Raw genomic sequence first — 21,073 nt, forward strand, 5'->3', positions numbered from 1 at the left:
CCTGCGGATCCATGCGCGGACTACGCCCGCCCGGGCGGCGCGGAGCCCCAAGGCAGGCCGGAGCACGACCGGGCGTTCCGGCTCGAGGCCGGTGGAGGCGCTGGCCGATGGGTGAATTGGCGTGCCGAAACCTTATTGTTTTAGCGGCACGTAAGCGATGTGATGCACCGCCGCGGCCAAAGGGCGGCGTGACAGGGCTGCCGTCACCCGCCGATCGTGACGCCGGCCCAGTCCTCGACGACCCGGGCGACATGGGTGAAGTCGCTCTCGGGGCCGAAGGTCGCGCTGGTCACTGCCAGCATCTGCCGCACCGCGCTGCCGACCACCATCGGCACGCCCATCGCCTCCGCTTCATCGAGGCAGAGCCGGACATCCTTGTGCGACAGGCCGGTGGTGAAGCCGAAATCAAAGGTCCGGGGGATGACGGCGCGGGGGAATTTGTCCTGGGTCGCGCTGTTGCGGCCGCTGCTGGCGTTGATCACCTCGCACATCAGCGCCGGGTCGAGCCCCGCCTTCACGCCCATCGCCAGCGCCTCGGAGGAGACGGCGAGCGCCGCGGCGGCGAGCAGGTTGTTGCAGAGCTTCAGCACCTGCGCCTGGCCCGCCCCCTCACCGCAGAAGAAGGGCTTACCCAGGACCTGCAACAGTGGCTCCAGCGCCGCATACTCGGCGCGCGGGCCGGAGACCATGATGGCGAGCCGGCCATTCGCCGCCCCGGTGATGCCGCCGCTCACCGGGCAGTCGAAGGTGGTGCGGCCCGCCTCGGCGAAGCCGGCCGCCACCTCGCCCGCCACGCGCGGGCCGGTGGTGGAGAGGTCGGCGAAGCAGCGCGCACGCTGGCCCTGCAGCACGCCATCCGGCCCGAGCGCCACCGCGCGCACCACGCCGGGCGTGGGCAGGCTGGCGAAGACCAAGTCCGCCCGGTCCGCCACCTCGCGCGGGCAGGCGGCGCGAGTGGCGCCGCCTGCCACGGCGGCATCGAGTGCCGCCGCCACGGGGTCGTAGGCCACCACGCGATGGCCGGCCGCCAGCAGCCGCGCGGCCATGCGGCTGCCCATCTGTCCGAGGCCGATGAAGCCGATCACCTGATCCGTCATGTCACGTACTCGTCCCTGTCATGTGCTGGCGCGGTGGATGATCTCGAAGCGCAGGTCCACGGTCAGCGGACCGGTCGCGCGGCCCTCGATGCGGTCGAGCAGGACCTCGGCGCTGCGGCGGCCGATCTCGTGGCGCGGCAGGCGCAACGTGGTCACCGGCGGCACGAGATGGCCGAGCAGGTCGATATTGTCGAAGGCGGCGATGGCGACACGGCCCGGCACCGGCCAGCCGCGCCGGTTGCACTCCAGCGCGGCACCGATCGCCAGCACGTCGCCGGCGAAGAAGATGGCATCCGGATCGCCGCCGCCCTCAAGCAGCCGGTCCAGCGCCTCCACCCCCGCGGCGAGGCCTGGCGGCACCTCCAGCACCAGGCGCGGGTCGTAGGGCAGGCCGGCCTCGTCCAGCGCGGCGGCATAGCCTCGGCGGCGGTCCCGGCTGCGCTCGTTGGCTGCCAGCGGCAGGGTGACGAAGCCGATGCGGCGATAGCCGAGCCGCAGCAGGTGCCGCGTCATCGCCATCGAGGCGTCATGGTTGGAATAGCTGACGACCATGTCGAGCGGCTGGCGGGTGAGGGTGCCGTTCTCCACCACGGGGATGCCGGCGCGGCGGATCATCGCCACCGCCTCCGGCGAATGCGTGGTGTCGTGCAGGATCAGCCCGGCAACGCGCTGGCCGAGGAAGGCGCGGATCGCCGCCTCCTCCGCCGCCTCGCCATAGCCGGAGGAGGCGATCATCAGCTCGTGCCCATGCCGCCGCAGCACGTCGGAGATGCCCTGGATGGTGCTGGCGAAGAGCGAGTTGCTGATGCTCGGCACCACCAGGCCGATGACGTTGGAGCGCGAGGAGGACAGGCTGCCGGCCAGCCGGTTCGGCACGTAGCCCACCTGCCGCACCGCTCGCTCGATGCGCGCCCGCACCTCGGGCGAGACGCGCTCCGGATCCTTCAGCGCGCGGGAGACGGTCATGGCCGAAACCTGGGCGACGCGCGCCACGTCCCGCATCCGCGCCGCGGCGCCGGGGGGATCTCCGTCCATGCCTACTCCGCGATGATGCGCGCGTCGCGCACCACGGCGCCGATCTTGTCGACCTCCTCCGCCATGAAGCGGCGGAACGCCTCGACCGTGCCGCCGGCCACCTCGGCGCCGCCTTCCAGCAGCCGGGCGCGCTCGTCGGGCTGGGTGACGATGTCCATGAAGGCGGCGTTCAGCCGCTCCGCCGCGGCGGGCGGCATGCCGGCGGGGCCAAGCACCCCGTACCACTCGTCGATGGCGAAGCCGGGCAGCGTCTCGGCGATGGTCGGCACATCCGGCAGGTAGGCGGCGCGCGCTGCGGAGGTGACGGCAATGGCGCGCAGCGAGCCTTCGCGCACGAAGGGCAGGGTGGAGCTGGCATTGCCGAACATCAGCTGGAGATGCCCGGCCACCACGTCGGCCAGCGCCGGGCCGCCGCCGCGATAGGGCGCGTGCAGCATGTCGACGCCGGCGGCGAGCTTGAACATCTCGCCCGAGATGTGCACCGCCGAGCCGGTGCCGGGCGAGCCGAAGGTTAGCCTTCCCGGCTGCGCCTTCGCCAGGGCGATCAGCTCCGGCACCGTGCGGACCGGCAGGGACGGGTTGACGACGAGGATGTTGGCGACGCGCGCCAGCAGCAGGATGGGCGTCAGGTCGCGCAGCGGGTCATAGGCGGTGCGGGAGAGCAGCGCGGCGGAGATCACCGTGCTGGTCACCATGCCGAAGCTGTGGCCGTCACTCGGCGCCCGCGCCAGCTCCGCCGCGCCGATGGCGCCCGAGGCGCCGCCGCGGTTCTCGACCACGACCGGCTGGCCGAGCCGGGCCGAGAGCTGCGGCGCGAGCTGCCGCGCCAGGATGTCGGTGGTGCCGCCCGGCGGCCAGGTGACGATCAGCCGCAAGGGGCGGGAGGGAAAGGCCTGCGCCAGGGCCGGCGCCGGCAGCAGCGCCGATGCGCCCAGGGTCGCCAACAAGGTTCGCCGTTCCATCCCGCTTGTCCTCCTGCCGGTTCAGGTCGCGGACCATCCGCCATCGATCGGCAGCACGGCCCCGGTGATGTCCCGCCCCGCCTCGCCGCAAAGGAAGGCCGCCATCGCGCCCACCGCCTCGGCCTGCACGAAACGGCCGGTCGGCTGCTTGCCGGCCAGGAATTGCGCCTCCGCCGCCGCCCGGCCGAGCCCACGCTCCGCCATGGCCGCGCGCAGCCGCCCCTCGATGTTCGGCGTAAGGGTGGAGCCGGGGCAGAGCGCGTTGCAGGTGATGCCGCTCCCGGCCGTCTCCAGCGCCACGGCGCGGGTCAGCCCGATCAGCGCGGTCTTGGTGGTGACATAGCCGATGCGCCCGGCAGCGCCGACCAGGCCGTAGATCGAGGACATGTTGACCACCCGGCCCCAGCCGCGCCGTCGCATCCCCGGCAGCACCAGCCGCAGCAGGTGGAAGGCCGCCGAGAGGTTGACGGCGATGTCCATGTCCCAGGCCTCGGGCGGCGTATCCTCGACCGGGCCGAAATGCCGCGTGGCGGCGTTGTTCACTAGGATGTCTGCCGAGCCTGCTTCGGCGACCAAGGTAGCGATGGCCGCCGGATCGGCCAGGTCCGCCCGGAGGTAGCGGGCCTCGACGCCATGGGCCTGCACCGTGGCCAGGGCAAGGGCCGCCTCCGCCTCCGTGGCGAGGCCGTGCAGCAGGATGGCGCAGCCCTCGATGGCCAAGGCCTCCGCCACGGCGAGGCCGATGCCGCCGGTCGAGCCGGTGACCAGCGCACTGCGGCCACGGAGGCTACCCAATTTCATCCCTTCCGAATTTGGTGTGATCGCTACCATTTGCCGAGCCTAGGCAGGAAGCGATCCCCAGCGCAATCGAACTAACAGCGCTTTACAGTCGGAATGTTAGCGGTTACCGATACCACAACCCGGCAGCATCTTGCTGCAATACGTCCAGGAAACATGCCATGCCGGCTCCGGCACGCCGCGCCCGATGAGCAGCCAAGCCTATGCCGGCGAGGCACTCGGCCACTTCCTCGCCGCCTCCCGCTGGACGGACATCCCGCCCGCGCTGCGGCACGAGGCGGTGCGCAGCCTGCTCAACCATCTCGGCTGCGCGCTGGGCGTGGCGCGGGATCCGGCGGTCACGACCGCCCTCAAGGTGATGGCTGGGTTCAGCGGCGCACCGGCGGCGACCGTCATCGGCCAGGGGCGGAAGCTCGACCCGCTGAGTGCCGCCTTCGTCAACTGCATCGCCGGCAACCTGCTGGACTATGACGACACGCATCTCCGCACCGTCATCCACCCCGCCGCGCCGGTCGCGCCGCCGCTGCTGGCGCTGGCCGAGCAGCGCGGCCATTCCGGCGCGGAGGTGCTGCACGCCTTCCTGCTCGGGATGGAGGTGGAGTGCCGCATCGGCAACGCCGTCTCGCCCGGGCATTACGACCGGGGCTGGCACATCACCTCCACCTGTGGGGTCTTCGGCGCGGCGGCCGGCTGTGCCAGGCTGCTGGGGCTGACGGCCGCGCAGGCCTGGCACGCCCTCGGCATCGCCGCCAGCCAGTCGGCCGGGCTGGTCGAGAACCTGCCGAGTGCCGCGAAGAATGTCGGCATGGGCAATGCCGCGCGGCACGGGCTGCTGGCGGCGCTGCTGGCCGAAGCGGGCTACGAGGCCGCGCCGGCCGCCATCGAGGGGCCGCTCGGCTGGGCCCGCGCCATGGGCGACGCGCCGCAGGTCGCGGAGATCACCGCCGGCCTCGGCGAGCGCTGGGAGATCGCGCGCACCACCTACAAGCCCTATCCGGCCGGCATCGTCTTCCACGCCGTCATCGATGCCTGCCTCCAGCTCCGCGCCGAACTCGACGTGTCGCCCGAGGCCATCGCCGCCGTGACGGTCGCCGGCGATGCGCTGCTGCTCGCCCGCGGCGACCGCACGGTGCGGACGGAACGCGATGCGCGCGTCAGCATCCACCACGGCGCCGCGCTGGGCCTGCTCCGCGGCCGCGCGGGCGTGCCAGACTTCGAGATGCCGGCGGTGTGCGACCCGGCGCTGGCGGCCTTCCGCGCCAAGGTCGCGACGGCGCTCGATGCCTCGCTGCCGCGCGGTGCCGCCCGGGTGACGGTGCGGCTCGCCGATGGGCGGGAGCGGGAGGCGACGGTGCTGCATGCGCGCGGCAGCGAGGCACGGCCGATGAGCGATGCGGAGCTGGCGGCGAAGTTCCGCGACAACGCAGCCCTCGGCGGCTTCGCCGACCGCGCCGATGCCGCGCTCGACGTGCTGTGGGCGCTGGAGACAGCGCCGGAGATCGGGGGCCTGATGGCCCTTCTGGCCTGACGAAACAGAAGAACGGGGGAGGACCATGCCCATGCCCATCATCGCCCGCCGCCGCCTGCTCGGGGCGGCCGCAGCCCTGCCGCTGGCCGCCCCCGCCCTGGCCGCCTTCCCCGAGCAGCCGGTGCGCGTCATCGTCCCTTGGAACCCCGGCGGCCTGGCCGACATCCTGATCCGCGCCTTGGCGCCGGCCATGGGGCAGGCGCTCGGCCAGCCGGTGGTCGTCGAGAACCGGGCCGGCGCCAACGGCGCGGTCGGCACGCAGGCCGCTGCCCGCGCGCCGGCGGACGGCCATACGCTCATCCTCGGCAATGCCGAGACCCATGCCATCAACCCGCTGATCTACCCGAAGCTCGCCTACAACCCGGTCACCGAATTCACGCCGGTGACGGGTTTCGCCAGCGGCCCCTTCGCGCTGATCACCCGGCCGGGCCTGGGCGCCGAGACGCTGGAGGCCTTCCTCGACATGGCGCGCCGCCAGCCGGGCCGGATCAGCTTCGCCTCCTGGGGCATCGGCAGCACCTCGCATCTGGCGATGGAGGGGCTCGCCCGGCAGGCGCGGCTGGAGATGCTGCACGTTCCTTTCACCGGCGCGGCGCCGGCCTCCACGGCGCTGATCGCCGGGCAGGTGGACTGCATGTTCCTCAATGCCGGCCCGGCCGAGGCCGCGGCGCGCGACGGACGGCCGAGGATCCTCGGCATCGGCGCCATGGAGCGCGTCCCGCAACTGCCCGCGGCGCCGACATTGAAGGAGCTTGGCCTGCCGGTGGAGGCGGCCAACTGGTTCGGCCTGCTCGGCCCGGCCGGGCTGCCGGCGCCGGTTGCCGCCCGCATCGCCGCCACCGTGGCCGAAGGACTGAGATCCCCCCAGGTCCAGGAGGCCTTCCGCGCCCAGGTCGCCCTGCCATTGACCCAGACGCCGGCCGAGATGCAGCAATTCCTCGCCACCGATCGGGAACGCTGGGGCTCCGTCCTGCGCGACCTCGCCATCCGGCTGGAATAGGCCGCATCCGCCGTCAGGCCGGCCCGACTTCGTCCCGGACGAGAGCCTGGCATCGCAGATGCTGCCGACAAGCTTCGCACTGCACGACCTTTCCGTCACCCGGCCGCCGCCGACGCGGCAGAGCCCGGAGTCTTCGCGCCAGGCCGCGGTCCTGCGTCGGTGGGAGGGATGGGGAGGCTGGCCGCACGGGATGGCACCCTGGATGGCTGCGGACATGGCCACGGCCGGCGGCGGGCAGCCTTGCGCCCGGTGGCCATGGCCGATGACGGGCCGGGCTACCCGCCGGCGAATGCGGCCCGGCCTCCGACCCGTTCTTCCCAACGGGGCGCGGGCGGCCACATCTCCCTGGTGCCTGCCGCGGGAGGGGCGGCCTTCCGCACCCTCCTCCCACAGCTGGCCGCGCCGCCCTTACCCTTCGGTCAGCTGCGCCCGTAGGTGTCCTCGAGGCGGACGATGTCGTCCTCGCCGAGATAGGAGCCGACCTGTACCTCGATCAGGGTGAGCGGGATCATCCCCGGATTCTCCATCCGATGGATGCAGCCGAGCGGCAGGTAGATGCTCTCGTTCTCGCGCAGCAGGATGTTCTCGCCGTCGCGGTGGACGATGGCGGTGCCGTGCACCACCACCCAGTGCTCGGCACGGTGGAAGTGCTTCTGCAGGGAGAGCTTCTGCCCCGGCCGGACCTGGATGCGCTTGACCTGGAAGCGGTCGCCCTGGATCAGCCCCTCATAGTTGCCCCAGGGGCGGTAGACGCGGCGGTGCTCCGTCGCCTCCTTCTGCCCGCTGCGGCGAAGCTGGTCGACCAGCTGCTTCACGTCCTGCGCCCGGTCCCGCGGCATGGCGAGCACCGCATCGTCCGTGGTGACGAGGACAACATCCTTCAGCCCGACCACGCCGGTGAGGATGCCCTCCGACCGCACCAGGCAGCCCTCGGCATCGACCAGCGAGACCGGACCGCTGACGACATTGCCGCGCCCGTCCTTCTCGCCGACCTCCCAGAGCGCCGCCCAGGAGCCGAGGTCGGACCAGCCGATATCCGCCGGCACCACCGCGGCGAGCGAGGTTTTCTCCATCACCGCATAGTCGATGGAGATGGCCGGTGCCGCGCCGAAGGGTTTGGCGCCGAGGCGGATGAAGTCGAGATCCCGCTTCGCCTCGGCCATGGCGGCGGTGACGCTGCGGACCACCTCGGGAGCGAAGCGCTCCAGCTCGGCCAGCAGCGTCGCGGCCGTGGCGACGAACATGCCGCTGTTCCAGAGGTGCCGGCCATCGGCCAGCAGGTCGGCCGCCTTGGCCGCGTCCGGCTTCTCGATGAAGCGCTCGAGCCGCATGACCCCCGGCGCCTCGGCCAGCTCGGCGCCCGGCTCGATGTAGCCATAGCCGGTCTCCGGCGCGGTCGGCCGCATGCCGAAGGTGACGATGCGCCCGGCCTGCGCCGCGACAACGGCCCTGGCCAGGGCGGCGTGCAGAGCCGGCACATCGGTGATGGCCGCATCCGCCGCCTTCACCCAGATCACGTCCTCCGGCGACTGTTCGGCCACCAGCAGCGCGGCGGCGGCAATGGCCGGGGCGCTGTTTCGCCCGGCCGGTTCCAGCAGGATGCGGGCGCCCTCGACCTTCGCCTCGCGGAGCTGCTCGGCGACGAGGAAGCGGTGCGCCTCGTTGCAGACCACGACGGCCGGCGCGAACTCCGCGCCCATGGCCCGGCCCGCCGTCTGCTGGAGCATGGTCTCGCTGCCGAGCAGCGGCCAGAATTGCTTCGGGTACCCCTCGCGCGAGAGCGGCCAGAGCCGCGTCCCCGTTCCGCCTGACAAGATCACCGGCACGATCGCCACAATGCTTCTCCGTCGTGTTTACGGCGGCCTACACCGGAAAGATGGCCGGAAACAGGGTGAAGATCAGGCGACCCTGCGGCCGCAGTCGACGAAGCCTGCGAACATGTAGCCGGCGCCGCGCACGGTCTTGATGCAGTCCTGCTGGGCCAGGCCGAGCTTGCGGCGCAGTCGCAGCACGAGATTGTCAACGGTCCGGTCCTCGGCGCGGAAGGGGCGGCGGAAGACGGCGCGGGCGATGGCATCGCGGCTGATCGGCTTGCCGCGATGCTCGACCAGCAGGCACATCAGGTCGTACTCGGCGGTGGTGAGGGCGCATTCCGACCCGTCCGGCCGCAGCAGCTGCCGCCGCTGGGGGATCAGCCGCCAGCCATCGACGCCGATCACCGGTTCGGCCTGCACGGTGCCCCACTCGCCCCGCCGCAGCACGGCGCGGATACGGGCCAGCAGGGCGCGGGGCGGCAGGTCGCGGTCCACCAGGTCGTCGGCGCCGGCCTCCAGCACCACGATCTCGCTAAGGTCGTCGCCGCGCTGGGCGAGCATGATGCAGGGGATGACGGAAATCTCGCGGATGCGCCGAAGGGTCTGCAACGCGGTGGCCGGCTTGTCCCCTTCCCCGAGGAGGATGACGCTCGGCGGACGGTTCTGCAGGCGCGCCAGCAGCGGCTTCGGATCCTGGTGCAATTCGACCGGAAAGCCATGCTGATCGAAGAAACTGGCCAGCTTGCGGCCAAAGCCGGTGTCCGTTTCGATGATCCCGAGACCCTGCTGTTCCATGCCAATCCTCTACGGCATTCCCGGAGCCGCCAGCGACCTCGGCCGTCAATCAGTGATTGATGCAGCGCCATAGTGTGCAGCGCAGCACGACTTGTCACGCCTGAAATCGTATTCCGAGTTTCCTCAATGGACTGTTACCGAACCCGGGGTTGAGCACAGATTCGTGAATGAAGTTATGGCAAGGTTGGCCGCCGACCCGCGGCGACGGCATCGATCAGCGCCAGGTGCTGCGGCAGGCAGACGCTGTCGAGGTCGTAATGCTCCACCGCGGTGCGCCGCGCCGCCTCCCGCAGAGGTGCGTGGGCCGCCGGGTCCTCGAGCGCCCGCACCACCGTCTCCGCCACCTGGTCCGGCGAGAAGAAATCGACCAGCAGCCCGTTCCGTCCATGCTCGATCACCTCTTGCACCGGGGCGGTGGCGGAGCCGATGACGAGGCAGCCGAGCGACATGCTCTCCAGCATCGACCAGGACAGGACGAAGGGGTAGGTCAGGTAGACATGGGCCATGCTGAGGCTGAGCAGGCCGAGCAGCGTCTCATGCGGCACCTTGCCAGTGAAATGCACCCGTGAGAGGTCCAGCCGGTCGCCCAGTTCGGCCAGCAGCACCGCCTTCCAGCTCTCGCCCTCGCGCGGCTTGCTGCCGTAATGCGGGTCGTCCCCGCCGACCAGCACCACCTGCGCCGCCGGCCGCCGTGCCAGGATTTCCGGCAGGGCCCGCATGAAGACATGGAAGCCGCGGTAGGGCTCGAGCCCGCGCGCGACAAAGGTCACCACCTCGTCGCCCTCGGCGAGGGTGCAGCCATCGGCCAGGGTGATCCGCACCCCCTTCCGCCGGCGGATGGCATGGGTATCGACCCCTTCATGCACCACCGAGATGCGCTCGCGGGCCCAGTCGGGGAAGCGGCTGGCCTGCCATTGCGTCGGCGTCTGCCCCCAATCCGCCACCTGGAGCGAGACCAGGTGATTGGCGTTGAGGATGCGCACCCGGCAGGCATCGTCCATCGAGACCTGCCCCGGCGGGTCGAAGCCGACATCGGCGCCGGTCGAGTGGTAGTAGAACTCCCAGTAGTAGAGCAGCTTCGTCTCCGGCCAGACGTCGCGGAGGAAGAGGCCCTCCCCCCAGCCGGGATGGCAGCAGACGATGTCCGGGGTGAAGCCCCGCTCCTTCAAGGTGATCGCCGCCCGCGCCGCCTGCTGGCCGCGATAGACAGCGTTCTCGAAGCGCCGGACATAGCGGTGCGTCTCCTTGGCCCCGGCATGCGGGGCCTTGTAGCGGAGGTGCTGGACACCCGGCAGCGGCTCCGCGGCGTTCTCCCCGAGGCCGATCACCTGCATCCCGGGCCGCCGGGCCAGCGCGCGGGCGACGTGGCGGTACTGCGCCGGGAAATTCTGGTGGACGAAGAGCACGCGCATGCTTCGGTCGATCCTGTCGGCGGTCACGGGGGCGTGGGGTCCGCTCATGCCCGATCGCCAGGGGCAGGGCAAACGCTGCGTGCCGTCTCGCGCCGCCCTGCTGCACAAATCCGCGGGCCAGGGCAACAATCGGCATCGCCAGGCATTACGCATGTGCATGGAAGCCGCCCGTCCCAGGACCGACTGGTCCGTCCTCTCCACCCTCCTCCGCTTGGCCCAGCGCGAGGGCTGGCGCGTGGAATTCGAGGCCGACCAGGTGGAGGTCTCGAGCCGCCGCGCCAGGCCGGGGGTCATCGTCCTGCCCTCCCGCCTCATCCGCCACGCGCGGGCGAGCGGCTGGCAGGAGGCCATCGCCCCGGGCCGCATCGGCCTCCGCCACCCGGCGGTGCGCCAGGCGGTAACGCTGCGTCTCGGCGAAGGCGGCGGGGCGGGCTAAGCTCTCCGGAACCACGCCAGGGTCCGGAGCCGCCATGACCAACAATCCCACCGCCTGCCTGCTCATCATCGGCAACGAGGTCCTCTCGGGCCGGACCCGCGACGCCAACCTGCAGCACCTGGCGACCCGCCTCGGCGAGCTCGGCATCCCGATGCGCGAGGCCCGCGTCATCCCCGACGTGCCGGAGACGATCATCGCCACGGTGAACGAGTGCCGGGCGCGCTTCACCCATGTCTTCACCACGGGCGGCATCGGCCCGACGCATGACGACATCACCAGCGAGTGCATCGCCCGCGCCTTCGGCGTGCCCTGGGAGGTGCATGAGGAGACGCGCGCCATCATGGCGGCCGACTACGCCCGGCGCGACCCGCCGGTCGAGTTCAACGAGGCCCGCCTGCGCATGGCGACACTGCCCCGCGGCGCGGTGCCCATCCGCTGCGCGGAAACGACGGCACCCGGCTTCAGCATGGGCAATGTCCATGTGATGGCCGGCGTGCCGCGTATCATGCGCTCGATGTTCGATGCGCTGGCCCCCACCCTCGAGCGTGGCAGGCCGATCCTTTCCCACACCGTCCATGCCGATTACGTCTATGAGGGCCAGATCGCGGCGGGGCTGACGGCGATCCAGCAGCAGCACCCGGCGCTCGACCTCGGCAGCTATCCCTACTACCGCGGCAAGGGCGGCGGCGTCGCGCTCGTCGCCAAGGGCACCGAGGCCGAGGCGGTGGAGGCCGCGGCCCGCGCGATGTTGGCCCTGCTGGCGCAATTCGGCGAGGCACGCGAGGGCGAGCCGCCGCCGGAGGGCTGACAAAGCTCGATCGCCGAAGGTCGGCGCGGCCGGAGGCATGAACGGGCAACCGAGAATTACCCCACGAACCGCGCCAACCGCACCGCCGTCTGCCCCGGCATGGTCCGGAGGCTCGGCATCACCAGCAGGCAGTCGTCATGCGGCGAGCGGATCTCCGCCTCGCCGTCGAGGGCGATGAGCGTGTTCCGTCGCTTCACCACCTCGCCGCCACGGAAGGCCTGGACGAAGGCGAAGGCGGATGTGCGCGCCGCAACCGTGCGCGTCACCTCGGCGAGGCGAGGCTTCGCCGGCGCGGCCGGCGGCGCCAGCACTGGATGCTCCGGCGCCACCACGCCACTCGCCCGGAGCAGCGCGGCGCCCGAGGCCTCCATCGTGGCGATCGTCGCCGTCTCCCAGTGCGAGCCGGCCTCGACCAGGATCGCGGCGCGCCGGCTGAGCGGCCCATAGTCGATCAGCCGCCTGCCGCTCGCATGGCCTTGGTCGGAAACGACGAGTGGCGGCACGCCGAGGCCGAGCGCCAGCTCCGCCGCCCGCGCCGACCGCCCGACGAGCATCAGCGGGTCCGAGGGCCAGAGCATCGAATGCAGGTCGAACAGGATGTCCACGTCATCGAAGAAGGGCCGCAGCACGCGCGCCCGGCGCAGCTCGGTGGAGCGGCGGCCGCCCTCCAGCGTCTCCTCGTCCCAGAGCCGGTTCATGTCCTCGTCGAGGAAGCGGCTGGCCGTCGGGTCCGCCGGGTCGAAGCGGGCATAGGCATCGACATTGGCGAAGACGAGGGACAGCCGCCCCCGCACCGGCCGCAGCCCGGCGCGCAGCCAGCGGTCGAGCACCACGGCGCCGGCAATCTCGTTGCCATGCATCAGCGCGACCACGGCGACATGTGGCCCCGGCGCCTCGGCGGCGAAGCTCCAGACCCCCGGCAGCGCATTGCCGCCGAGGAAGGGGCGCAGGTCCGGCGCGGCGATCTGCACCTCGAGGCGCAGCAGGCCGGAGCCGCCCTGAACCGGAGGCGAAGTGCGCGGCATGCTCACCCCGCCAGCGTGCCTGCCAGGCGCCCGAGGAAGCCAAGGCAGGAGTCGATCTCGCTGTCGGCCACCCATTCCTCCGGCTGATGCGCCTGGGCAATGTGCCCGGGTCCGCAGACGATGGTGGGGATGCCGGCGCGTTGGTAAACCCCTGCCTCCGTCCCATAGCTGACGCGGCCGGCGGCATTGCGCCCGGTCAGCCGCTGCACCAGCAGGGTGAGCGGCGCATCCTCGGCGAGGTCGAGCGGCGGCAGCACGGAGCGCGGCGCGATCCGCAGCTCGGCCGCGGGGTGCACCGCGCGCAGCGGCGGCATCGCCTCGGTCTCCATGAAGGTCTGGAATTCGGCGAGCACCGCCTCGGCATCGTCGCCCGGCACCGAGCGCACCTCGAAGGTCATCTCGGCACGGTCCGGCACGATGTTGAGGATGCTGCCGGCGCGGAAGGTGCCGACATGCACCGTGGTGAAGGGCGGCTCGAACCCCTCCGCCCGCCGCCCGAGCTTCGCTAACAGCCGCGCCCGGCGGGCGAGGAAGGCGGCGCCCTCGGCGGCGGCATGGAGTGCGTTGGCCGTCTCGGTGGCACGCGAGGAATGGCCGGAAAGGCCCGTCACGGTGACATCCCAGCTGGCATAGCCCTTGTGCCCGACCACCGGCGCCATCCCCGTCGGCTCGCCGACGATGCAGACGCCGGGCAGCGGGTCGGGCTCCAGCTCCGTGACCAGACGCCAGGCCCCGGCGGCATTGGTTTCCTCGTCATGCGTCAGCCAGAGATGCACGGGCCGCTGCAAGTCCATCGCGGCGAACTCCGGCATCATGGCGATGGCGCAGGCGGCGAAGCCCTTCATGTCGCTGGTGCCGCGGCCGATCAGCCGGCCGGCCTCGCGCCGCAACCGGAAGGGGTCGGCCTTCCAGTCCTGCCCATCCACCGGCACGCAATCGACATGCGCCGAGAGCGCCACGCCGCCTGCCACGCGCGGCCCGACCATGGCGTAGAGATTGGCCTTGCGGCCTTCCGCATCGAGCGTGACGCGGCTGGCGATGCCATGCGCCGCCAGCCACGCCTCCACATCGCGGATCAGATCGAGATTGCTGTTGCGGCTGGTGGTGTCGAAGGCCACCAGCCGGTCGAGCAGCCCCAGTGCCTCGCCGAGCTGCATCATTTCATTGTCTCCCATCCGGCAGTCTATACGGGGTGGCGAAGCCGGCAATCCGGGGAGGGCTGTGGCATGGATCAAGGCAGGGGACCACGCATCGCGGTGCTCGGGCTGCATCTCGAGGCGAATGCCTTCGCCCCGCCCACGACGCTCGAGGATTTCGCCCGCCAATGCCTGGTGCGCGGCGACGAGATCACGCGTCTCGCCCGTGCCGAGGCGAGCCACCTGCCGGCCGAGATCGGCGGCTTCTACGGGCGGATGGATGCAGCAGGCCCCTGGCAGCCGGTGCCCATCCTCGTCGCCGCTGCGCCGCCCGGCGGGCCCATCGAGCAGGCGGTCCTGCTCGACTTCCTCGACGAGACCGGCCGCGGCCTCGCCGCCGCCCTGCCGCTCGACGGCGTCTACATCGCCAGCCACGGCGCTTCCTCCGCCACCGGCGACGAGGACAGCGACGGCACGCTCGCCGCCCTGGTGCGCCGCATCCTCGGTCCCGCCATACCGGTGGTGTGCAGCCATGACCTTCACTGCAATGTGAGCGAACGTCTGGTCGATGCCGTCGACGCGCTGGTCGTCTACCGCACCAACCCGCATGTCGACATGGCCGAGCGCGCCGCCGACTGCGCCGACCTGCTGCATGACATGTTAGGTGGCGCGCGCATGGCGAAGGCCTTCCGCCGCCTGCCGCTGACCCCGCCTTCCGTCACCCTGCTGACCGCCGCCGGCCCCTATGCCGAGGCGATCCAGGCCGCCGAGGCGCTGATGCGCGAGGACCAGCGCATCGCCAATGCCTCGGTCGCCGCCGGCTTCGTCTTCTCCGACCTGCCGAAGTGCGGGATGACGGTGACTGTCACCGCACGCGACGGCGATGCCGCGGCGGCCGAGGCCGCGGCGCAGGCCCTCGCCGACCGGGTCTGGGCCGAGCACCTTCGCTACCGCCGCGACCTGACCCCGCTCGACGAGGCGGTGCGGATGGCCGTCGCGGCGGGCGAAGGCCGGGCGCCGCCCGTGCTGCTCGCCGATGTTGCCGACAATCCGGGGGGCGGCGGCCGCGGCAGCACCACCTTCATCCTGCAGGCCCTGCACGAGGCCGGCGCAACGGGCGCCGTCGCCGGCGTGTTGGTCGACCCGGCGCTGGCCGCCGAGGCGCATGCGCTGGGCGAGGGCGCCGCCTTCGACGCCGTCTTCAACCGGGTGGAAAGCGGGTTCAGCCGCCGCTTCACCGCCCCAGCCCGGGTGCTGGCGCTGCGCGACGGACAGGGGCTCGGCCGCCGCGGCATCATGGCCGGCCGGCGCTTCGACCTCGGCCCCTCGGCACTGCTGGAGCTCGGCGGCTCCGGCCTGCGTGTCGTCGTCGGCTCGCTCCGCCGCCAGCTCGCCGAGCCGCGCATGCTGGAGATGCACGGCATCGACATCGCCACGCTGCGCTGCCTTGTGGTGAAGAGCCGCGGCCATTTCCGCGCCGGCTTCGACGAGCATTTCCCTGACGCGCGAATCATCGAGGTCGATGTCCCCGGCCTCACCAGCCCGGTGCTGGCGAATTTCGCCTGGCGGCGCCTACCCCGGCCGGTCTTCCCGATCGATGCCGAGGTCCGCTACGGCTCGACCATCCCGCCGACCCAGGCGCAGTAGCGCTCCGCCGAACAGGCGAGCGCCGCCTTGGCGCCCGTGACGATCTCCCGCTCATGGAAGGCGCCGTAGATCGCGTCGAAGCCGAGCCGGTCGCAATAGTGCGCCATCCGCCGCACCTCGGCCGGCGGCAGCGGGATCAGGCAGGGATAGCTCCGCATGAAGCCGAGGTGCCGCCGGTCCGGCAGCACCTGCAGGATGTCGCCCGAGAGCAGCGCGCCCTCCCCGGCCGACCAATGGGCGATGGTCCCTCCGGCGAAATGCCCGCCGAGCCGGTGCAGCGTCACCCCCGGCAGCACCGGCTGCGCATCCCCCTCCCAGTAGCGGAGGCAGGGATTGGGCCGCATCACATGCTGCCGGTCATCGGCATGCAGCCAGACCGGCACGCCGAAGGCGCGGCCCCAGTCCACCATGGTCGAGTAGTAGTGCGGATGGCTGATGGCGATGCTCGCCAGCCCGCCGAGCCCCCGGATGATCGCCTCTGTCGCCCCGTCGAGCAGGGCGATGCAGTCCCAGAGCAGGTTGCCCCCCGGCGTCCGCACCAGCAGCGCCCGCTGGCCGATGCCAAGCGCCGGCACCGTCTGCACGGCGAGCAGATCCGGCGCCAGCTGCCGCCAGGCATTGCTGTGGCCACCGCGGATCGCCTCCAGCACCGTCCAGGACTGGCCGCGGGCCGGGACGAATTGCCGCTCATCCTCGCAGATCGGGCATTGCGCGGGCGGCGCCGCGCTCTCGGCGAACTGGACGGTGCAGGCCTGGCAGATGAAGTGCGGCACCGCTCAGCCCCCCCGCCGCGCCTCCGCCACCATCCGCTCCAGCGTGGCGAGGTCGACGGCGCCCGGCACCAGCGCCTCGCCGATGACCAGCGCCGGCGTGCCCTCGATCCGCAGCGCCTGGGCAAGGCGGATATTGCCGTTCAGCCGCGCCTGGATGCCGGCATCGTCCATGTCCCGCCGCAGCCGCGCCCAGTCGAGCCCGGCCCGCTCCGCCTCGCGCCGCAGCACCGGCTCGGCCGGCTCCTCGCGCAGCTTCATCAGCGCATCGTGCAGCTCGGCATACTTGCCTTGGCGCTGCGCCGCGATCAGCGCGCGGCTGGCCAGCACGCTGTTCGGGCCGAGGATCGGCAGGTCCTTCAGCACCAGCCGCACGTCGCGCTGGCGGCGCAGCAGCTGCTCCATCGCCGGCTGCATCTGCTTGCAATAGCCGCAGCGGGCGTCGAAGAACTCGACGATGGTGACGGCGCCCTGCGGGTTGCCCTTCACTGGGTCCGCCGGGTCGCGGAACAGCGCCTCGCCCTGGCTGGCGATGGCCTGACGCACCGCCCCCGCGCGCTCGCTCTGCTCCGCCTGGTCCGCCGCGGCCATGGCCTCGCGGAGGATGGTCGGGTCCCGCACCAGCGCCTCGCGCAGGATGGTGACGATCTCCCGCCGCTGCTCGGGCGTGAAGCCCTGGGCCACGGCGGTGCCCACCAGGCCGAGGGCCACCAGGGCGACGAGGATGCGTTTCAAGCGGGCAGTCTCCCGAGGATCGCCGCCAGTCTAGCCCGGCGCCCCGGAATCAACACCGGTTGCCGCTGATGACGAAGGCGTTTATGGCCGCCCCAGGATCGGCGCGGCGCGCGGGGGCAGGCCCTGGCCCCACGCCGCCTCGACAGGGGGACCAGGCAACAGCATGACCACCAGCGCCAGCGGCCTCAGGCGGGCCAGGTTCGTCCTGCTGGCCGCCGCCCTCGCCCTCCCCGGCTGCGGCACGGTGAACAACCTCCTTTCTCCCGTCTTCGGCGGCGGCCCGCCGGCCGGCGCGCCCGGCTTCGTCCGCGGCTTCCTCGGCGGCGTGGCGACGGAAGACCCGGCGGCGGCGCTGGTCGCCCGCAACGTGCTGGCCTCCGGCGGCACGGCGACGGATGCCGCGGTCGCGGCCGGCTTCGCCCTCGCCGTCACCCTGCCCTCCCGCGCCGGGCTCGGCGGCGGCGGCGCCTGCCTCTCCTTCGACCCGGCCAAGGGCGCGACCGAGGCGGTGCTCTTCCTCCCCGGCAGCCGCGCCGCCATCCCCGCCGGCGCCGACCGGCCGGCCGCCGTGCCGCTGCTCGCCCGCGGCCTTTTTGGCCTCTACACCCGCAACCCGGGCCGCCCCTTCGAGGAGCTGATGGCCCCGGCCGAGCAGCTGGCCCGCTTCGGCACGGAGGTCAGCCGCGGCCTCGCCACCGACCTCGCCGCCGTCTCCGGCCCGCTCTTCGCCGACCCTGGCGCACGGGCGATCTTCGCCCGGCCGGACGGGCAGCCAAAGGGCGCTGGCGAGATGATGGTCCAGCCGGAACTCGCCGGCACGCTCGGCCAGCTCCGGATCGCCGGCGTCGGCGACCTGCACCAGGGGACCCTTGCCCGGCGGCTGGAGGTCGCCTCCCGCACCGCCGGCGGCAACCTCACGCTGGAGGAGTTGCGCGCCGGCCTGCCCAACCTCGTTGCCCCGATCGAGTTGCCCGCCCGCAACGGCGACCGCCTCGCCTTCCTGCCCCCGCCCGCCGATGGCGGGCTGGCCGCCGCCGCCACCTTCGCCGCGCTCCAGGGCGGGGCGAACCTCAACGATGCCGCCCGCCGCGGCTTCGCCGCCGCCGCCGCCTGGCGCCAGGGAGGTGGCGATGCACGCGCGATCCTCGCCGCCAGCCTGCCGGCGGCCGAGCCAGGGCCGGTCGGCGCCTCCACCGGCCTCGTCGTCTTCGACCGCAGCGGCAATGCGGTGAGCTGCGCCTTTACCGTGAACAACCTCTTCGGCACCGGGCGGATGGCGCCGAGCTTCGGCTTCCTGATGGCGCCGGCACCGAATATCGGCCAGGTGCGGCCACCGCTGCTCTCGGCGGCGCTGGCCTACAACCCGAACATTAAGAGCTTCCGCCTTGCCGCCGCGGCCTCCGGGCAGGAGGCGGCGCCGGCCGGCGTGGCCGGGCCCGTGGCGCTGCAACTGCTGCGCTCCGCCGCACCGCGGGACGCCATCGAGGGCGGCTCGCCGGAGCCGGCGCGGACCCAGCTCGCGGTCTGCCCGAACTACCTGCCGGGCTATCCGGACCGCTGCTCCATCGTCACCGACCCGCGCGGCGCCGGCGTCGCGCTGGGCGCCATCGACCAGTAGCGCCATGGCCCTCAAGGTCGGCCGCGGGGCCGCGGCACCGCCCTTCCTGGTGATGGATGTCATCGCCGCCGCCAATGCGCGGGCGGCGGTGCTTCCCGCCGGCGCCTTCCCCGACGGGCTCGGCATCCTCCGGATGGAGGTCGGCCAGCCCGGCACCGGCGCCCCGCGCGGCGCGGCCGAGGCGGTGGTGGCGGCGCTCGAGGCCGGGGCGCCCATGGGCTACACGGAAGCCTTCGGCCTCCGCTCCCTGCGCGAGCGCATCTCCGCGCATTACGCCGAGCGCTACGGCACGGCGGTGCCGGCGGAGCGGATCGCGGTGACGGTGGGCGCCTCGGGCGCCTTTCCGCTGGCCTTCCTCGCCGCCTTCGACCCGGGCGATGCGGTGGCCATGGCGGCGCCCTACTACCCGCCCTACGTCAACATCCTGACCGCCCTCGGCATGCGGCCGCAGATCCTGCCCTGCGACGCCTCGACGCGCTGGCAACCGACGCTCGCCATGCTGGAGGCGCTCGACCCCCGCCCCGCCGGGCTGATCCTCGCCAGCCCCTGCAACCCGGCCGGGACCATGCTGCCGGCCGAGGAGTTCATCGCCATCGCCCGCTGGTGCGAGGCGGAGGGGGTGCGGCTGATCTCGGACGAGATCTACCACGGCCTGACCTACGGCACGGTGGAGGAGCGCACGGCCGCCGCCCATTCCACCAGCGCCGTCGTCGTCAACAGCTTCTCGAAATACTTCTCGATGACCGGCTGGCGCATCGGCTGGCTGGTGCTGCCGGAGGACCTGGTCCGTCCGGTGGAATGCCTGGCGCAGAACCTCTTCATCAATGCGCCGCATGTGGCGCAGGTGGCAGCCGAGGCCGCCTTCGCCTGCCGGCCGGAGCTCGAGGCCAACCTCGCCCGCTACGCCCGCAACCGCGCCGCGCTGCTGGCCGAGCTGCCGGCGGCGGGGCTCGACCGGCTTTCTCCCGCCGATGGCGCCTTCTACCTCTGGGCGGATGTCGGGCACCTGACCAATGACAGCCCGGAATTCTGCCGCCGCCTGCTGGCCGAGGCCGGCATCGCGGCGACGCCCGGTGTCGATTTCGACGCGGCGCGGGGCGGACGCTTCCTCCGCTTCTCTTATTGCGGGCCGGAGCCGGAGATGGCGGCGGCGCCAGCACGGATCGCCCGCTTCCTCCAAAGGTAACGACCCCGCGTTATTGCGTTAATGGATATATCCAATAAGTTGATAAAACCTTACCCGTGCTGGCCAGGTCGGGTGGGACGCGCCCGTCCGCCGAAATCGGCGCATCACGGGGAAACCGCATGCCAGGGCCGTTCCGCAGCCTCGCCATATGGGACGTGGTGCTCGGCATTCTGCTTGCTCCCGCCTTGGCCAAGGCGCAGATCACCACGGCAACCCCCGCCTGCACCCGGAGCTGCGAGGCCGCCTCGGCCAATATCCGCACCAATCCGGCGCCGGTGCAGGCCTGCCTGATCCGCTGCGTCGCCGGGCAGAATTTCCAGCGCAGTGGCGGCCAGACCGCCTTCGCCGGCCGCAGCGTATCGGCCCCTGATCCGAACTACGCCGCGCTGCGCGGCCCGACCGGGCAACGCCTCGGATCGATCGGCAACGGTCCCTACACGCCGCAGGTCCGTGGCCTCGCCGCCGCGCCGGTGCCGCCGGCGCTTGCGGGACCTGGGGGCGCGGGCGGGCGGAGCGGCGCCGTCTACCTCGCCCCGGCCCCCAGCAGCAGCTTCGGCCTTACCTATGGCATGGCCGATCGCATCGCCGCCCATGGCCAGGCGGAGCGGCGCTGCCAGGCGCAGGGCACCGCATGCCGCCTCGCCCTGGAAATCACCGACCGCTGCGGTGCCGTGGCGCAGGCGCGGCGGAGCAACGGGCTGGTCCGCACCGCCGATCCGAGCACCTACACCATCACCTTCGCCGCCGGCGGCTCCGGCCCCACGCGCGAGGCGGCGGAAAGCCATGCGATGGCCAGCTGCGGCACCCGTGACCGCAGCGCCGCCTGCGAGGTCGTCGCCAGCGGCTGCGGCGGCTGAACCCCTTACCAGCCGTGCAGGGCGAGGCTGTCGGCCGGTGCCTGCTCGCGCCGCTCCGCCATCCCATAGTCGCGCAGCACCGCGGCGACGCGCAGCCGGTAGCCGGCGAAGATGCCTGCCCGCCCCGCCGCCTGGCTGCTGCGATGGAGGTCGTGGTTGCGCCAGCAGGCGACCGCCGCATCATCCTCCCAGAAGGAAAGGCTCAACAGCTTTGCCGGGTTGGTCAGGCTGCGGAAGCGCTCCACCGAGATGAAGCCCGGCACCTTCTCCAGCTCCGGCTTCAGCCGGGCGGCATGGTCCAGATACTCGTCGAAGCGGCCCTCGGCCGGCTCGACCTCGAAGATAACGGCGATCATGCGGGTCCTCCCAGGGCCGACCCTGCCATGCCGCGCGCCGCCTGTCCTTCGCCCGGCG

Annotated in this window: 20 protein-coding genes; 8 read left to right on the top strand and 12 right to left on the bottom strand. The window is 72.3% G+C overall.

All coding sequences use genetic code 11. The features are described 5' to 3' along the window. Positions 1–203 precede the first annotated feature (203 nt). The 4 genes from LH62_RS07760 to LH62_RS07775 are packed head-to-tail and all read right to left on the bottom strand — an operon-like array spanning position 204 to position 3,895. Positions 204–1,097: an NAD(P)-dependent oxidoreductase gene (locus tag LH62_RS07760; RefSeq protein WP_043360398.1), complete on the bottom strand. Its 894-nt coding sequence runs from the start codon at positions 1,095–1,097 to the stop codon at positions 204–206. A gap of 18 nt (positions 1,098–1,115) precedes the next feature. Next, complete coding sequence (locus tag LH62_RS07765) at positions 1,116–2,132, bottom strand: LacI family DNA-binding transcriptional regulator (RefSeq protein WP_043360400.1); 1,017 nt, start codon at positions 2,130–2,132, stop codon at positions 1,116–1,118. A gap of 2 nt (positions 2,133–2,134) precedes the next feature. Beyond that, positions 2,135–3,094, bottom strand: coding sequence for a tripartite tricarboxylate transporter substrate binding protein (locus LH62_RS07770; RefSeq protein WP_043360402.1), 960 nt, complete (start codon positions 3,092–3,094; stop codon positions 2,135–2,137). Between the two features lie 21 nt (positions 3,095–3,115). Next, the gene (locus LH62_RS07775; protein WP_043360405.1) at positions 3,116–3,895 is read right to left on the bottom strand and encodes an SDR family NAD(P)-dependent oxidoreductase; all 780 of its coding nucleotides are present in this window, start codon (positions 3,893–3,895) and stop codon (positions 3,116–3,118) included. A gap of 130 nt (positions 3,896–4,025) precedes the next feature. On the opposite strand from LH62_RS07775, the gene LH62_RS07780 reads away from it, so the two are divergent. Further along, entirely contained in the window at positions 4,026–5,420 is a 1,395-nt protein-coding gene (locus LH62_RS07780) for an MmgE/PrpD family protein (RefSeq protein ID WP_201445445.1), read from the top strand. A gap of 31 nt (positions 5,421–5,451) precedes the next feature. Next, complete coding sequence (locus LH62_RS07785) at positions 5,452–6,420, top strand: tripartite tricarboxylate transporter substrate binding protein (RefSeq protein WP_043360410.1); 969 nt, start codon at positions 5,452–5,454, stop codon at positions 6,418–6,420. 419 nt (positions 6,421–6,839) lie between these two features. On the opposite strand, the gene LH62_RS07790 is transcribed toward LH62_RS07785, so the two are convergent. The 3 genes from LH62_RS07790 to LH62_RS07800 all read right to left on the bottom strand — a co-directional run bounded on the left by LH62_RS07790 (position 6,840) and on the right by LH62_RS07800 (position 10,489). After that, entirely contained in the window at positions 6,840–8,255 is a 1,416-nt protein-coding gene (locus LH62_RS07790; protein ID WP_236552502.1) for a mannose-1-phosphate guanylyltransferase/mannose-6-phosphate isomerase, read from the bottom strand. A gap of 63 nt (positions 8,256–8,318) precedes the next feature. Continuing rightward, on the bottom strand, positions 8,319–9,029 hold the full coding sequence (locus tag LH62_RS07795) for a response regulator transcription factor (RefSeq protein WP_052213922.1): 711 nt from the start codon (positions 9,027–9,029) through the stop codon (positions 8,319–8,321). Positions 9,030–9,202: 173 nt separating this feature from the next. Next, a complete protein-coding gene (locus tag LH62_RS07800; RefSeq protein WP_236552503.1) occupies positions 9,203–10,489 on the bottom strand; it encodes a glycosyltransferase family 4 protein in 1,287 nt (428 codons plus the stop codon). Between the two features lie 109 nt (positions 10,490–10,598). On the opposite strand from LH62_RS07800, the gene LH62_RS30195 reads away from it, so the two are divergent. Beyond that, the gene (locus LH62_RS30195; protein WP_144404418.1) at positions 10,599–10,877 is read left to right on the top strand and encodes a hypothetical protein; all 279 of its coding nucleotides are present in this window, start codon (positions 10,599–10,601) and stop codon (positions 10,875–10,877) included. A gap of 34 nt (positions 10,878–10,911) precedes the next feature. After that, complete coding sequence (locus LH62_RS07810) at positions 10,912–11,685, top strand: molybdopterin-binding protein (RefSeq protein ID WP_043360420.1); 774 nt, start codon at positions 10,912–10,914, stop codon at positions 11,683–11,685. A gap of 56 nt (positions 11,686–11,741) precedes the next feature. Here LH62_RS07810 and LH62_RS07815 read toward each other — a convergent pair whose 3' ends face one another. Continuing rightward, positions 11,742–12,710: a succinylglutamate desuccinylase/aspartoacylase family protein gene (locus tag LH62_RS07815; RefSeq protein WP_043360423.1), complete on the bottom strand. Its 969-nt coding sequence runs from the start codon at positions 12,708–12,710 to the stop codon at positions 11,742–11,744. A gap of 2 nt (positions 12,711–12,712) precedes the next feature. Next, positions 12,713–13,870 carry an acetylornithine deacetylase gene (argE, locus tag LH62_RS07820; protein WP_236552504.1) on the bottom strand — a complete coding sequence of 386 codons (1,158 nt, stop codon included), beginning with the start codon at positions 13,868–13,870 and terminating at the stop codon, positions 12,713–12,715. A 66-nt stretch (positions 13,871–13,936) separates the two neighbouring features. Between argE and LH62_RS07825 the strand changes: the two genes are divergently transcribed. Then, a complete protein-coding gene (locus LH62_RS07825) occupies positions 13,937–15,493 on the top strand; it encodes a M81 family metallopeptidase (RefSeq protein WP_043360428.1) in 1,557 nt (518 codons plus the stop codon). On the opposite strand, the gene LH62_RS07830 is transcribed toward LH62_RS07825, so the two are convergent. Both LH62_RS07830 and LH62_RS07835 read right to left on the bottom strand, forming a co-directional pair. Continuing rightward, positions 15,457–16,266: an MBL fold metallo-hydrolase gene (locus tag LH62_RS07830; RefSeq protein ID WP_043360431.1), complete on the bottom strand. Its 810-nt coding sequence runs from the start codon at positions 16,264–16,266 to the stop codon at positions 15,457–15,459. The genes LH62_RS07825 and LH62_RS07830 overlap by 37 nt on opposite strands. Before the next feature lie 3 nt (positions 16,267–16,269). Then, on the bottom strand, positions 16,270–16,998 hold the full coding sequence (locus tag LH62_RS07835) for a DsbA family protein (RefSeq protein ID WP_043360433.1): 729 nt from the start codon (positions 16,996–16,998) through the stop codon (positions 16,270–16,272). Between the two features lie 163 nt (positions 16,999–17,161). Between LH62_RS07835 and LH62_RS07840 the strand changes: the two genes are divergently transcribed. From LH62_RS07840 to LH62_RS07850, 3 genes are all read left to right on the top strand, one after another. Continuing rightward, positions 17,162–18,616, top strand: coding sequence for a gamma-glutamyltransferase (locus LH62_RS07840; protein ID WP_043360435.1), 1,455 nt, complete (start codon positions 17,162–17,164; stop codon positions 18,614–18,616). A gap of 4 nt (positions 18,617–18,620) precedes the next feature. Then, positions 18,621–19,802 (top strand): pyridoxal phosphate-dependent aminotransferase, encoded by a 1,182-nt coding sequence (locus LH62_RS07845; protein WP_043360437.1) that lies wholly within the window; start codon positions 18,621–18,623, stop codon positions 19,800–19,802. Positions 19,803–19,921: 119 nt separating this feature from the next. Continuing rightward, on the top strand, positions 19,922–20,659 hold the full coding sequence (locus LH62_RS07850; protein ID WP_043360440.1) for a DUF4189 domain-containing protein: 738 nt from the start codon (positions 19,922–19,924) through the stop codon (positions 20,657–20,659). Between the two features lie 5 nt (positions 20,660–20,664). Here LH62_RS07850 and LH62_RS07855 read toward each other — a convergent pair whose 3' ends face one another. After that, positions 20,665–21,015, bottom strand: a complete 351-nt coding sequence (locus LH62_RS07855) for an antibiotic biosynthesis monooxygenase (RefSeq protein WP_043360443.1) — start codon at positions 21,013–21,015, stop codon at positions 20,665–20,667. Positions 21,016–21,073 lie beyond the last annotated feature (58 nt).

This window comes from Belnapia sp. F-4-1 (assembly GCF_000802185.1).
Classification (GTDB): Bacteria; Pseudomonadota; Alphaproteobacteria; order Acetobacterales; family Acetobacteraceae; genus Belnapia.

Coding starts and splice junctions, on each gene's coding strand:
- LH62_RS07775 (WP_043360405.1), bottom strand. CDS start 3,895: ATGAAATTGGGTAGCCTCCGTGGCCGCAGTGCGCTGGTCACCGGCTCG.
- LH62_RS07855 (WP_043360443.1), bottom strand. CDS start 21,015: ATGATCGCCGTTATCTTCGAGGTCGAGCCGGCCGAGGGCCGCTTCGAC.
- LH62_RS07765 (WP_043360400.1), bottom strand. CDS start 2,132: ATGGACGGAGATCCCCCCGGCGCCGCGGCGCGGATGCGGGACGTGGCG.
- LH62_RS07840 (WP_043360435.1), top strand. CDS start 17,162: ATGACCACCAGCGCCAGCGGCCTCAGGCGGGCCAGGTTCGTCCTGCTG.
- LH62_RS07760 (WP_043360398.1), bottom strand. CDS start 1,097: ATGACGGATCAGGTGATCGGCTTCATCGGCCTCGGACAGATGGGCAGC.
- LH62_RS07850 (WP_043360440.1), top strand. CDS start 19,922: ATGCCAGGGCCGTTCCGCAGCCTCGCCATATGGGACGTGGTGCTCGGC.
- LH62_RS07810 (WP_043360420.1), top strand. CDS start 10,912: ATGACCAACAATCCCACCGCCTGCCTGCTCATCATCGGCAACGAGGTC.
- argE (WP_236552504.1), bottom strand. CDS start 13,870: ATGATGCAGCTCGGCGAGGCACTGGGGCTGCTCGACCGGCTGGTGGCC.
- LH62_RS07845 (WP_043360437.1), top strand. CDS start 18,621: ATGGCCCTCAAGGTCGGCCGCGGGGCCGCGGCACCGCCCTTCCTGGTG.
- LH62_RS30195 (WP_144404418.1), top strand. CDS start 10,599: ATGGAAGCCGCCCGTCCCAGGACCGACTGGTCCGTCCTCTCCACCCTC.
- LH62_RS07800 (WP_236552503.1), bottom strand. CDS start 10,489: ATGAGCGGACCCCACGCCCCCGTGACCGCCGACAGGATCGACCGAAGC.
- LH62_RS07795 (WP_052213922.1), bottom strand. CDS start 9,029: ATGGAACAGCAGGGTCTCGGGATCATCGAAACGGACACCGGCTTTGGC.
- LH62_RS07825 (WP_043360428.1), top strand. CDS start 13,937: ATGGATCAAGGCAGGGGACCACGCATCGCGGTGCTCGGGCTGCATCTC.
- LH62_RS07785 (WP_043360410.1), top strand. CDS start 5,452: ATGCCCATCATCGCCCGCCGCCGCCTGCTCGGGGCGGCCGCAGCCCTG.
- LH62_RS07770 (WP_043360402.1), bottom strand. CDS start 3,094: ATGGAACGGCGAACCTTGTTGGCGACCCTGGGCGCATCGGCGCTGCTG.
- LH62_RS07815 (WP_043360423.1), bottom strand. CDS start 12,710: ATGCCGCGCACTTCGCCTCCGGTTCAGGGCGGCTCCGGCCTGCTGCGC.